Annotated in this window: 11 protein-coding genes; 6 read left to right on the top strand and 5 right to left on the bottom strand. The window is 74.8% G+C overall.

What is annotated here, in order from left to right:
* Positions 1-968, top strand: a 968-nt coding sequence (locus tag AC1DT4_RS19690; RefSeq protein WP_477091451.1) for an LCP family protein, incomplete at its 5' end; no start/stop codon positions are given.
* 28 nt (positions 969-996) lie between these two features.
* On the opposite strand, the gene AC1DT4_RS19685 is transcribed toward AC1DT4_RS19690, so the two are convergent.
* The 3 genes from AC1DT4_RS19685 to AC1DT4_RS19675 form a co-directional block, all read right to left on the bottom strand.
* Entirely contained in the window at positions 997-2,121 is a 1,125-nt protein-coding gene (locus AC1DT4_RS19685) for an acyltransferase family protein (RefSeq protein WP_477091450.1), read from the bottom strand.
* 71 nt (positions 2,122-2,192) lie between these two features.
* The gene (gene purE, locus AC1DT4_RS19680; RefSeq protein WP_477091449.1) at positions 2,193-2,732 is read right to left on the bottom strand and encodes a 5-(carboxyamino)imidazole ribonucleotide mutase; all 540 of its coding nucleotides are present in this window, start codon (positions 2,730-2,732) and stop codon (positions 2,193-2,195) included.
* Between the two features lie 88 nt (positions 2,733-2,820).
* Positions 2,821-3,987 carry a 5-(carboxyamino)imidazole ribonucleotide synthase gene (locus AC1DT4_RS19675; RefSeq protein WP_477091448.1) on the bottom strand — a complete coding sequence of 389 codons (1,167 nt, stop codon included), beginning with the start codon at positions 3,985-3,987 and terminating at the stop codon, positions 2,821-2,823.
* Positions 3,988-4,137: 150 nt separating this feature from the next.
* Here AC1DT4_RS19675 and AC1DT4_RS19670 point away from each other — a divergent pair, with 150 nt between their 5' ends.
* A complete protein-coding gene (locus AC1DT4_RS19670) occupies positions 4,138-4,650 on the top strand; it encodes a GtrA family protein (RefSeq protein WP_477091447.1) in 513 nt (170 codons plus the stop codon).
* Positions 4,651-4,657: 7 nt separating this feature from the next.
* On the opposite strand, the gene AC1DT4_RS19665 is transcribed toward AC1DT4_RS19670, so the two are convergent.
* Together AC1DT4_RS19665 and AC1DT4_RS19660 are read right to left on the bottom strand one after the other, a co-directional pair.
* Complete coding sequence (locus tag AC1DT4_RS19665) at positions 4,658-5,980, bottom strand: ATP-binding protein (protein ID WP_477091446.1); 1,323 nt, start codon at positions 5,978-5,980, stop codon at positions 4,658-4,660.
* A gap of 3 nt (positions 5,981-5,983) precedes the next feature.
* Positions 5,984-6,685 (bottom strand): response regulator transcription factor, encoded by a 702-nt coding sequence (locus tag AC1DT4_RS19660; protein WP_477091445.1) that lies wholly within the window; start codon positions 6,683-6,685, stop codon positions 5,984-5,986.
* Between the two features lie 153 nt (positions 6,686-6,838).
* Here AC1DT4_RS19660 and AC1DT4_RS19655 point away from each other — a divergent pair, with 153 nt between their 5' ends.
* From AC1DT4_RS19655 to AC1DT4_RS19640, 4 genes are all read left to right on the top strand, one after another.
* A complete protein-coding gene (locus AC1DT4_RS19655) occupies positions 6,839-8,149 on the top strand; it encodes a sensor histidine kinase (protein WP_477091444.1) in 1,311 nt (436 codons plus the stop codon).
* Complete coding sequence (locus AC1DT4_RS19650) at positions 8,146-8,862, top strand: response regulator (RefSeq protein WP_477091443.1); 717 nt, start codon at positions 8,146-8,148, stop codon at positions 8,860-8,862. The genes AC1DT4_RS19655 and AC1DT4_RS19650 overlap by 4 nt, the downstream gene beginning before the upstream one ends.
* Positions 8,863-8,966: 104 nt before the next feature.
* Positions 8,967-9,758: an ABC transporter ATP-binding protein gene (locus tag AC1DT4_RS19645; RefSeq protein WP_477091442.1), complete on the top strand. Its 792-nt coding sequence runs from the start codon at positions 8,967-8,969 to the stop codon at positions 9,756-9,758.
* The gene (locus AC1DT4_RS19640; RefSeq protein ID WP_477091441.1) at positions 9,758-12,346 is read left to right on the top strand and encodes an ABC transporter permease; all 2,589 of its coding nucleotides are present in this window, start codon (positions 9,758-9,760) and stop codon (positions 12,344-12,346) included. The genes AC1DT4_RS19645 and AC1DT4_RS19640 overlap by 1 nt, the downstream gene beginning before the upstream one ends.
* Positions 12,347-12,421 lie beyond the last annotated feature (75 nt).

Raw genomic sequence — 12,421 nt, 5'->3', positions numbered from 1 at the left:
CGCCCGGCGCGCCCGCGCCCGGCCGCCGCCGCGGCCCGGTCATCGCCGTCGTCGCCGTCGTGGTGGTCGCCGCGCTGCTCGCCTGGCCCATCGGCCTCGCGGTCTGGGCCAACGGCAAGGTCCAGCACACGACCGCGCTCAGCGGCGCCGCGAACACGCCCGGCACCACCTACCTGCTCACCGGCTCGGACTCGCGGGCCGACGGCTCCGTCGGCGAGGACGGCACGGAGGGCGCCCGCACGGACACGATCCTGCTGCTCCACGTGCCGACCAGCGGACCGACCGCGCTGATCTCCCTGCCGCGGGACACCTACGTCGACATCCCCGGCCACGACCCGTCCAAGCTCAACGCGGCGTTCTCCTGGGGCGGCGCACCGCTGCTCGTGCAGACGGTCGAGGGGCTCACGGGGCTGACCATCGACCACTACGCCGAGATCGGGATGGGCGGGGTCGAGCAGATCGTCGACGCCGTCGGCGGGGTCAACCTCTGCTACGACGCCAACGTCAACGACCCGGACTCCGGCATGCTCTGGGTCGCCGGCTGCCACGACGTCGACGGCGCCCAGGCGCTCTCCTTCTCGCGGATGCGCAAGTCCGACCCGACGGGTGACGTGGGCCGGGCCGAGCGGCAGCGCCAGCTCATCGGCGCCGTGATGGCCAAGGTCCGGCCCAGCCAGCTGCTGGTGCACCCCGGCAAGCAGGTCGCGCTGATCGACGCCGGCACCGCCGCGCTCACGGTCGACGACGGCACGGGCATCGTCGACATGGCGAAGCTCGCGCTCGCGTTCAAGGCGGCCAACGGGTCGGGCGGCATCACGGGGACCCCGCCGATCTCGGACATCGACTACCGGCCGGGCGGGGTCGGCTCGACCGTCCGTCTCGATCCGGACGCCGCGCCCGCGTTCTTCGCCGCGATCCGCGACGGGTCCCTGCCGGCGGGTCCGGTCGGCGGGATGCCGGGCGCCTGACCGTCGGGCCCACGTCGGGCGACCGACCTCAGGCCATGGCCTCGACGAGTCGCGGCCCGCGCATGACCCGGTCGAGCACGAGACCCCGGGACCACTCGAGCGCGGCGAGGGTGACCCGGCGCAGCCGCGGCCCGCACGGGACCTCGACGAACCGGTGCACGAGCCAGGCGAGCGCGGTGACCGCCGCGATCGCCGCGGTGACGGCCACAGCGGCCGGCACCCGGTCGGCCAGCACCCGGACGACCGCGAGGCCCCAGTACTCGTGCACGAGGTACAGCGGGTAGGTGAGCGTGCCCAGCGTGACGAGGCCGGCGTGGCGCCACTCGGAGACGCGCGTGAGGACGACGACGGCGACCACGGCGACGCAGCCCACCACCGCGAGCCCGAGCAGCGTCGGGGACGGTGCATAGCCGGTGGTCCGCTCCAGGACGGCCACGCGCGACGGCACGACCAGGGCCACGGCGAGCCCGGTGCTCGTCGCGACCGCCGCCCACGGCAGCACGGCGTCCCGGCCGGTCGCGCCGTCCCGCAGCAGCAGGAACAGCGCCATCCCCGCGGCGAACAGTGCCGCGTAGTCCGAGATCAGCAGGTCAGCGAGGCCGGCGGCGCCGGCGCGCTCGGCGCCGAGCGCGACCCACGGCCACAGCAGCGCGACGGTCAGGACCCGCCGGCGGGTGATCCCGACGAGCGAGAACACCGCGACGAGGAGGTAGAACCGCAGCTCCGTCCAGAGCGTCCAGTAGACGCCGTCGACGTGCTCGACGCCGAGCGCGGACTGGGCCATCGTGAGGTTGACCAGCACCTGGTGCGGCGTGATGGCCTTGCCCTCGGGCCACAGGACCAGGAGGAGGACCCCCGTGGCCAGCACGGCGACCCAGTAGGCCGGGTACAGCCGGGCGACCCGGGACGCGACGACCTGGGCGGTCGGCCGGCCCCACGCGGTGAGCAGGATGACGAACCCGCTGATGACGAAGAACAGCTCCGGCCCGAGCGAGCCGTAGGCGGTCCACCGGCCCACGCCGCCCAGGCGCTCGGTCTGCTCGGCGCCCCAGGCGCTGCTCGTGCGACCCGTGAAGTGGTAGAGCACCACCGCAGCGGCGGCCAGGAAGCGCAGCGCGTCGAGGGCCGCGAGGCGCGGACGAGGACCGGTCATCCGCTCGACGCTAGGCAGCCGTCCAGGAGTCCGCACGCCGAGACGGGGTCACGCACGGACCCTTCACACGGTCAGACGCTGAACCCCACGCTCGGCCGGGACGTCGTCTGCGCCCGGAGCCGCTCGCCCTTGCCGTCGGCCTGACCCTGCAGGTCCTCCTGGAACGCCGCCATCGCGGCGCGCAGCCGGGTGGCCTGCTCGCCCTCGCCGGACGCCAGGATCCGCACGGCCAGGAGCCCCGCGTTGCGCGCCCCGCCGATCGAGACCGTCGCCACCGGCACGCCCGCGGGCATCTGCACGATGGACAGGAGCGAGTCCATGCCGTCGAGGTACGCCAGCGGGACCGGCACGCCGACCACCGGGAGGGTGGTGACGGCGGCGAGCATGCCGGGCAGGTGCGCTGCTCCCCCGGCGCCCGCGATCAGGACGCGCAGACCGCGGTCCGCGGCCGTGCGGCCGTACGCGATCATCTTCTCGGGCTGGCGGTGCGCCGAGACCACGTCGATCTCGACCGGCACGTCGAACTCCGCGAGCGCCTCGGCGGCGGCCTTCATCACCGGCCAGTCCGAGTCGGAGCCCATGACGATCCCCACCAGGGCCTGCGCTGCCATCACCGTCTCCATCCAGCCGTCCTGCGCCACAGTGACGCCGCGCGCCCATCATGACCCAGCGCGCCCCGGGACCGGGTCGCTGTTCGCGTCAGGCGGACGCGTCGCCCCGCAGCAGGGCCGCGGCGGCGACGGCGCGCCGCCGGACGTCGTCGAGGTCGTCCCCGCTGACGTTCACGTGCCCGAGCTTGCGGCCCGCGCGCACCTCCTTGCCGTACAGGTGCACCTTGGCGCCGGGGTCGGTGCGGGCGACGTCGGCCAGTGCGTCCGTCGGGTCCGGCAGCGAGCTGCCCAGCACGTTCGCCATGACGGTCCACGGCGACCGCGGGGCCGTGTCGCCCAGCGGCAGGTCGAGCACCGCCCGCAGGTGCTGCTCGAACTGGCTGGTCACGGCGCCGTCGATGGTCCAGTGGCCGGAGTTGTGGGGGCGCATGGCGAGCTCGTTGACCAGCACGCGCGGCGCGCCGCCGGCGGACCCGGGGACCTCGAACAGCTCCACGGCCAGCACGCCGGTGACGCCGAGCCCGTCGGCGATCCGGGTCGCCACGTCGAGCGCCTCCGCCCGCGTGGCGGGGTCGAGGTCCGGTGCGGGGGCGACGACCTCGGAGCACACCCCGTCCCGCTGCACCGACTCGACCACCGGCCACGTGCGCACCTCGCCGGACGGCCGGCGGGCGACGAGCACCGCGAGCTCCCGCGTGAACGGCACCTTCTCCTCGGCCAGCAGCGGCGCCCCGCTGCCGTCGGCGGCGGCGTCGAACCACTCGGCGACGTCGCCGCCGCTGCGCACCACGCGAACGCCCTTGCCGTCGTACCCGCCGCGGGCGGTCTTCACGACCGCCACACCGTCGTGGGCGGCGAGGAAGGTCTCGAGGTCGGGCCGGGACGGCACCGCGGCCCAGGCCGGGACGGGCACGCCCAGCGCCGTCAGCCGGGTCCGCATGACGATCTTGTCCTGCGCGTGCACCAGGGCGGCGGCGTCCGGGTGGACCGCGACCCCCGCGGCCTCGAGCCGGTCGAGCAGCGCGTTCGGCACGTGCTCGTGCTCGAACGTGAGGGCGTCGGCGCCGTCGGCCAGGCGCGTGATCGCGGCCTCGTCGGACGCGGCCCCCACCGGAGCGTCCACCACGACCTGAGCAGCCGAGGACGTGGGGCTCTCGACCAGGACCCGCAGGTGCAGCCCCAGAGCGGTCGCCGCCGGCGCCATCATGCGGGCCAGCTGCCCACCACCGACCACGGCCACCACGGGTGCTGTCACGGGCGACGACACTAGCCGAGCGCCTCCGTGGCCCGAAACGGTTCGCCGACGCGCGGACAGGTGGCTCCCAGGATCGCGGGATATCCTCACGGCACCGCACCGGTCTGCCGATGCGAACACAGCACATCAGGCCGAGAACCGAGGAGCTCCGTGAGCGCGAGCGACGAGCTGACCGCGAGCTCGTCCGTCGCCGTGCCGCCGGCCCCGCCCCTCGCGTCCGCCGCGCGTGGGGCCGCCCTGCGGGCCCGCGCCTACGAGCTGGCCCGGTTCCTGTCGGTCGGCGGCATCGCCTTCGTGGTCGACCTCGGGTTGTTCAACCTCCTCCGGTTCGGTCCCGGCCACCTGCTCGAGCACAAGCCGCTGACCGCCAAGATCATCTCCGTCGTCGCGGCGACGCTGGTCTCCTGGATCGGCAACCGGCACTGGACGTTCTCCCGGCAGCGCACCGACCGGCGCGCGCGCGAGCTCGTGGTGTTCACCACGATCAACCTGGTCGGCGCCGTGGTGCCGGTGCTCACCCTCGCGTTCTCGCACTACGCGCTCGGGCTCACCAACGCGTTCGCGGACAACGTCGCCACCGTGATCGGCATCGGCATCGGGACGGTCCTGCGCTACGTCGGCTACAAGCGGTGGGTGTTCACCGGGGTCACGACCCCGGCCTGACGACCCGTCAGCGGCGGCGGCGGTCCGGCCGCGCCGACACGACCGCACCGAGCGGCAGCACGACGTCGGGCCGCAGGGACGCCGGCACGCCCGACAGGAACAGCGCGAACACGGCCGGTCGACGCTGGGCGAGCTCGAGCCGGCCCCCGTCGGCCGACGCCAGGTCGCGCGCCAGCGCCAGGCCCAGACCGGTCCCCTTGCCCGACGTCACCTCGCGCTCGAAGATCCGGGGCGCGAGGTCGTCGGGCACCCCGGCACCCTCGTCGGCGACCTCGACGACGATCGCGCCCGACGGGCCGCCGGGCCGGGACCGCACGGTCGTCGTGCCCGCGCCGTGCCGCAGCGAGTTCTCGATGAGGGTCGCGATGACCTGCGCGAGCGCGCCGGGCGTCGCGAGCACCTGCGTCGCCCGGTCCACCTCGACGACCAGCCGGCGGCCGTGCGCCTCGAACGTCGGCTGCCACTCCTCCTCCTGCTGGTGCACGACCTCCAGCAGCCGCACCGCCTCCGTGGTGCCGCCCTGCAGCCGGCGCGAGCTGGCGAGCAGGTCGTCGACGACGCGGACCAGCCGCTCGACCTGCTCGAGGGAGATCCGGGCCTCCTCGCTCACGGTCTCGTCGTCCGTCGCCAGCATGATCTCCTCGAGCCGCATCGACAGGGCGGTCAGCGGGGTGCGGAGCTGGTGCGACGCGTCCGACGCGAACTGCCGCTCGGCGGCGAGCCGGCCGGCCATCCGGTCGGCGCTGCGTGCGAGCTCGGCGGCGACGAGGTCGATCTCCTCGACACCGGAGGGCTCGAGGCGCGGGCGGACCTGACCGGCGCCCAGCTGCTCGGCGGACGCCGCGAGGTACACCAGCGGCGCGGTCAACCGGTTCGCCTGCCAGATCGCCATCGCGATGCCGGCGGCGAAGGCCACGACGGCCGCGACGACCACCAGCGCGATGACCCGGGCGCTCAGCCAGAAGACGTCCCACCAGGACACGTAGAGCAGGACGGTGGCGCCGGTGTCCGAGTCGACCTTCACGGAGAGGGTGCGGCCGCTGATCCGGTCGCCGGCCTGGTAGACCTCGCCGTCCGGTGCCTGCACGACGACGGAGGCGGGGATGTCACCCGGGCCGCCCGCGGCGTTCTCGAACATGCGGTCGGTCAGCGGGATGTCCTGCTCGACGCGGAAGTCGACCGCGCGCGCCGCATCCGAAGCGCGCGACTGCAGGGCCTGCATCTCGTTCTCGCGGACCAGCTGGGCGCCCAGGAAGGCGAGCGGGAAGCCGAGCAGGACGACCGCGACGGTGACCGCCGCGATCGTCGCCTGCAGGACGCGACGACGCAAAGGTCAGGCCCGCTCGGACGAGCTCAGGCCGCCCGTCTCGAACCGGAAGCCCATGCCGCGCACCGTGGTGACGTAGCGGGGGGCGTTGGCGTCGTCGCCGAGCTTGCGGCGCAGCCAGGACACGTGCATGTCGAGCGTCTTGGTGGAGCCCGTCGGGTCGGAGCCCCAGACCTCGCGCATGAGCGTCTCGCGCGCGACGACCGTGCCCGCGGCGCCGACGAGGACGCGCAGCAGGTCGAACTCCTTGGCGGTGAGGTGCAGCTCGCGCTCGCCCTGGAAGGCACGGTGCGCGGCGACGTCGACCCGCACGTTCTGCGCGTGCAGCTCGTCCTCGTCGCCCGGGTCGCCGACGCTGCGCCGCAGCAGCGCCCGCACGCGCGCCAGCAGCTCCGCCAGCCGGAACGGCTTGGTCACGTAGTCGTCGGCACCCGCGTCGAGCCCGACCACGAGGTCGACCTCGTCGGCGCGCGCGGTGAGCACGAGCAGCGGCGTGGTCAGGCCGAGGTTGCGGATGGCGCGGGCGACGTCGAGGCCGTCCATGTCCGGGAGGCCGAGGTCGAGGACGACCAGGTCAGCCGCCGCGGCGCCGTCGATCGCACCTTGACCCGTACCTTGCACGCGCACGTCGTAACCTTCACGCCCGAGGGCGCGGGCCAAAGGCTCGGCAATCGCGGGATCGTCCTCGGCCAGCAGCACCTGGGTCATTCGCCCATGCTAGGTCATGGGACGGTCTTGACCGCCAGGGGGGCGCGCCTACATGTTCGCGTGAACCATCTGCCCCTCCGGTCGGACGCCGGGACCGCGCGGGTCGTCCCCCGGGAGCACGCCGTCCCGGTCCGCCCCACCTACCCTCGTGGGGTGACCAGATGGGAGCGGCTGCTGCGGTGGGAGGAGGCCCACCGGTTCGCCGTCGACGCCACCGGGACCGCGTTCCTGCTCCTGCTCATGGTCGCGACCGCAACCGACATCACGAGCTCGACGCTCGGCGCGACCCGCTCGTTGGGCAGCGCCCTCATCTCGGTCGCGGTCGTCGCGCCGCTGGCCTGGCGTCGCGTGCGCCCGACGGCCTCGGCGGCGGCCGTCTACACCGCCGCCCTCCTGCAGCTGATCTTCTTCACCCCGCTGGTCATGCCGGCCGACGTCGCGGTGCTCGTCGCGCTCTACTCGGTGACCGTGCACGGCCCGCGCTGGGCACACCGCGTGGCGATCGTCGGCGCGCTGGTCGGCTCGGTCCTGCTGGGCGTGTCGATGAACGGCTGGTTCGACGCGCCCGGGGCCGCGTCCACCGCGATCTTCACCGGCGTCGTCGCCCTGTCCGTCTGGGCGTTCGGCCTGGTCCGGCGGTCCCGCCGGGAGACCATCGAGGCGCTCGTCGACCGGGCGCAGCGCCTCGAGGTCGAGCGCGACCAGCAGTCCCAGATCGCGACGGCCGCCGAGCGCGCGCGGATCGCGCGCGAGATGCACGACATCGTGGCCCACTCGCTGACCGTGATGATCGCCCAGGCGGACGGCGGGAGGTACGCCGCCGACGCCGACCCCGCCGCGGCCACCCGCGCGCTCGGCACGATCGCCGAGACGGGCCGCGCCGCCCTCACCGACATGCGGCGCCTGCTCGGCGTGCTCCGGGGCGGCGCCGACGCCTCCCCCGCCACGGGCTCGATCCCGGCCGTGCCCGGGCCGGGCGGCCTCAGCCACGGGACCGCGCAGGGCTTCTCGCCGCAGCCCGCCGAGTCCGACGTCGGCGCCCTCGTCGACCAGGTGCGGGCCAGCGGGCTGCGCGCGTCGCTGGTCCGGCTGGGCGAGCCCCGGACCCTGCCCCCGGGCGCGGGCCTCACGGTCTACCGGATCGCGCAGGAGGCGCTGACCAACGTCATGAAGCACGCGGGCCCGGACCCGGTGGTCACGGTGCTCGTGCAGTGGCTCCCCGACGCCATCGTCGTCGAGGTCAGCGACGACGGTCGTGGCGCCTCGGCGGACTCCGACGGCCTCGGGCAGGGGCTGCTCGGGATGCGCGAGCGGGCGACCATGTTCGGGGGCACGGTCACGGCCGGCCCGCGGCCCGGCGGTGGCTTCCGCGTCCGCGCCCAGCTGCCCACCCCGGGCGACCACACGACCCCACCCGAGAGGACGACACCCGTGCCCACCAGCCAGGACGAGGCCGCCCGATGACCGACGACCGCATCCGCGTCGCCCTGGTCGACGACCAGCAGCTGGTCCGCGCCGGCTTCCGCATGGTGATCGACTCGCAGGCCGACCTCGAGGTCGTGCTCGAGGCAGGCGACGGCGCCCAGGCCGTGCGCGCGCTCGACCCGGCGGCCCTGACGGTCACCGGCCCGGTCGACGTCGTGCTCATGGACGTCCGCATGCCGACGATGGACGGGCTGACGGCGACCGCGCAGATCACCGCGCGCGCGACCGACGCGGCCCCGGCGCCGCGCGTGATCGTCCTGACCACGTTCGACCTCGACGAGTACGTGCTCGCGGCCATCCGCGCGGGCGCCAGCGGCTTCCTGCTCAAGGACGCGCCGCCGGAGGAGATGCTCGGGGCGATCCGCACGGTGCACCGCGGCGACGCCGTGATCGCCCCGTCGAGCACCAAGCGGCTGCTCGAGCACCTGGTGACCGCGCTGCCCCCCGACGAGCCGGGAGCGCCCACCGACCCGGCGCGGCTCGCCGTCGCCGACCTCACCGACCGCGAGCGCGAGGTGCTCGTGCTCATGGCGCGGGGTCGCTCGAACACAGAGATCGGCTCCGACCTCTTCGTCGCCGAGGCCACCGTCAAGACGCACGTCGGGCGCATCCTGGCCAAGCTGCACGCGCGCGACCGGGTGCAGGCCGTGGTCGTCGCCTACGAGACCGGTCTGGTGCGCCCGGGCTCCTGATCGGCCCACGGGATGACGGACGACCAGCCCCCGGCCTGATGCGGCCCCGGCGCGAGGCTCCGTAGCGTCGGGAGCGTCATCACCGCCCTCGAAGGAGCCCTGTCGTGGACACCACCGTCTTCCGCCCGCTCGACGCCGACCCGCCGCACACGCCCACCGTCGCGGTGAGCGCGCGGTCGCTGACCAAGGTCTACGGGCAGGGCGCCGCCGAGGTGCGGGCGCTCGACGGCGTCGACGTCGACTTCGCGGCCGGCGCCTTCACGGCGATCATGGGCCCGTCCGGCTCGGGCAAGTCGACGCTCATGCACGTGCTGGCGGGCCTCGACCAGGCGACGTCGGGCACCGCCCGGCTGGGCGCGACCGAGATCACGTCGCTCGACGACGGCGCGCTGACCCGGCTGCGTCGCGACCGCGTCGGGTTCGTGTTCCAGAGCTTCAACCTGCTGCCGATGTTCACGGCCGAGCAGAACATCCTGCTGCCGCTCGAGCTGGCCGGCACCGCCGTCGACCGCGAGTGGCTCGACACCCTCGTCACCACCCTCGGCCTCGGGCAGCGCCTGACGCACCGGCCGTCGGAGCTGTCCGGCGGCCAGCAGCAGCGCGTGGCGATCGCCCGCGCGCTCATCGCGAAGCCGGAGGTCGTGTTCGCCGACGAGCCGACGGGGAACCTGGACTCCCGCTCGGGCGCCGAGGTGCTGAGCTTCCTGCGCCGCTCGGTGCGCGAGCTGGGCCGCACGATCATCATGGTCACGCACGACCCGACGGCCGCGGCGTACGCGGACCGGGTCGTCCTGCTCGCCGACGGCCGGATCGCCGGGGACATCGCCGACCCGACGCCCGAGTCGGTGCTCACCGGCCTGGAGGCCCTCCGCACGCTCGACCAGGCGGCGATCTGATGCTGCGCCTGACCCTGGCGCAGATGCGCCGCAGCCTCGGCCGGCTCACGGCGGCCGCCGTCGCCATCGCGATCGGCACCGCGTTCCTGGCCACCACCCTGCTCGCCGGCAACATCATGACCCGGACCGGGTACGACGCCGTGACGGCGACCTACGCCGACGCCGACGTCGTCGTGCAGGGCGACCTGAGCGACGCCCAGCTCGAGGACCTGCGCGCGCTCCCGGACGTGCAGGCCGCCGAGGTGCTCGCCCCGACCGGCATCGAGGTCCGCGAGGGCGGCCAGAGCCGGTACCAGCTGATGCTCCCGACGTCGACCGACCCGCGCCTCAGCTCGCTGGTCGTCGACGACGGCGTGGCACCCACCGAGAGTGGCGAGATCGCGTTGCCGACGGCGACGGCGGAGGCGCTCGGGGTGGGCGTGGGCGACCACGTGCAGGTCCGCTACACGGTCTCCGAGCCCGCGGAGCCGTCCGGCGACGCCACGGCCGGGACGGACGTCACCGAGGAGGTGTGGCGCTCGGTCGACCAGGACGTCGTCGTGACCGGCATCGCGACCGACCCGGGCAACGCCTGGTCGCAGTCCGGCGGCGCCGGACTGGTCACCCCGCAGGACGCGCTGCTCTGGAGCGGCGTCGACTCGGTCACCGAGCTGGGCTCGGACACGCTGGTCGCCGCCCGCCCGGGCGTCAGCCCCGAGGCCCTCCGCGACCAGGTCAGCCCCGTCGTGCCCGGTGCGGAGGCGCTGACCAAGGACGAGGCCGCCGCGCAGGCGGTCGAGCAGTTCTCCGACGGCGGCAACGTGCTGGTCACGGTCGTGCTCGGGTTCGCGGCGATCGCGCTCTTGGTCGCCGCGCTCGTCATCGCCAACACCTTCCAGGTCCTCGTCGCCCAGCGCACCCGCATGCTCGCGCTGCTGCGCTGCGTCGGCGCAGGCAAGGGACAGCTGCGGCGCTCGGTGCTGCTCGAGGCCGCCATCCTCGGGTTCGTGGCCTCCGTGGTCGGGCTCGTGGCCGGCGCGCTGCTCGCGCAGGTCTCGCTCGTGGTGCTCGGCCGCCTCGACCTGGGCGTCCCGCTGCCGGACACCATCGACGTGACCCTCGCGGTCGTCCTGGTGCCGCTCCTCGTCGGGACCCTGGTCACCGTGCTCGCGTCGCTCGTGCCGGCGCGCGAGGCCACCCGCGTCTCACCGATCGCGGCGCTGCGACCCGCGGACGCCCCGGCCGTCGGCGCCCGCGGCAGCCGGGCCCGCCTGGTGATCGCGCTCGTCCTCATGCTCGGCGGGTTCGCCGTCATGATGCTCGCCACGGTCCTGGCCCGCACGGGTCGCGGCGACGCGACGCTGCTGCTCGGCGTCGGCGCGCTCGCCGGGGGCCTGTCGTTCGTCGGCGTGCTCGTCGGTGCAGTGTTCTGGGTGCCGAAGGTCGTCTCGCTGCTCGGGCGGGCGCTCGCACGAACCGGGACCAGTGCCCGGCTCGCCGCCGCGAACACGGTGCGCAACCCGCGCCGGACGGCCGCGACCAGCGCCGCGCTGCTCATCGGCGTCACGCTCGTGGCGATGATGACCACGGGCGCCGCCAGCGCGCGCGTGTCCCTCGCGCAGGAGCTCGACGAGCACTACCCCGTCGACCTGACCGTCGACGGCAGCGTCGTCGGTGACGGGGCGGCCCTCGCCCCGGACGTCGCCGGCACGGTCGCCGAGGTACCGGGCGTCGACACGGTGCTGCCGATGCGGACGGCGCCCGTCAAGGTGGGCGACACCTGGATCACGGTCGCGGCGCCCGCCGACGGCTCGGTGACCGAGGTGCTGCGCGACGGAGGGACCGTGGACGCGCTCGCCGACGGCGTCCTGCTGCTCCCGAAGATCTCCGCCGACGACGCGAGCGACACCGCAATGCCGACGACGGCGTACGCCACCGCCTGGGACGACTCGGTGCCCGCGACGGGCGGGACGTCGGTGCCGCTGCGGCTCGTGGCCTCCGAGCTCGGCGGCGTCACCGGCCTGGTGACGCCCTCCACCATGGACGCCCTCGACCCGCAGGCTCCTGTCTCGACCCTCTGGGTCAGCCTCGAGCCCGGCGCGGACGCCGCGCTGGTGCTGCAGGACGTCCGGGCGGCGCTGCCGGACACGCCGGCGGACGTCAGCAGTGCGGGCGCCGAGCGGGCGACCAACGAGCGCGTCATCAACACGCTGCTGGCCGTCGTGCTGGGGCTCCTGGGGGTCGCCGTGGTGATCGCGCTCATCGGCGTGGCCAACACGCTGTCGCTCTCCGTCCTCGAGCGGCGCCGGGAGTCCGCGACCCTGCGAGCCATCGGGCTCTCGCGACGCCAGCTCCGCTGGATGCTCGCCGTCGAGGGCATGCTCATCGCGGGCGTCGGGGCGATCCTCGGCGCGGGGCTCGGCCTGTTCTACGGATGGGCGGGCGCGGTCGTCGTGTTCGGAGAGATCGGCGACGTGGTCCTCGTGGTGCCGTGGACCGAGCTCGCCCTCGTCCTGGTCGTCGCGCTCGCGGCCGGGCTGCTGGCCTCCGTGCTGCCGGGCCGGGCGGCCGCACGCACCTCCCCGGTGGCCGCGCTCGCGGTCGACTGACCCGTCCCGCAGGCCCGCCGGACCGCCCGGCGGGCCCGCGGGCGACCGGCTCGCAGTCGGTCGCCTCGTCCGCGT

Source organism: Cellulomonas sp. P4_D11 (assembly GCF_056401915.1).
This window is presented reverse-complemented; position numbering and strand designations above follow the sequence as displayed.

Coding starts and splice junctions, on each gene's coding strand:
- AC1DT4_RS19650 (WP_477091443.1), top strand. CDS start 8,146: ATGACCGACGACCGCATCCGCGTCGCCCTGGTCGACGACCAGCAGCTG.
- AC1DT4_RS19640 (WP_477091441.1), top strand. CDS start 9,758: ATGCTGCGCCTGACCCTGGCGCAGATGCGCCGCAGCCTCGGCCGGCTC.
- AC1DT4_RS19685 (WP_477091450.1), bottom strand. CDS start 2,121: ATGACCGGTCCTCGTCCGCGCCTCGCGGCCCTCGACGCGCTGCGCTTC.
- AC1DT4_RS19660 (WP_477091445.1), bottom strand. CDS start 6,685: ATGACCCAGGTGCTGCTGGCCGAGGACGATCCCGCGATTGCCGAGCCT.
- purE (WP_477091449.1), bottom strand. CDS start 2,732: ATGGCAGCGCAGGCCCTGGTGGGGATCGTCATGGGCTCCGACTCGGAC.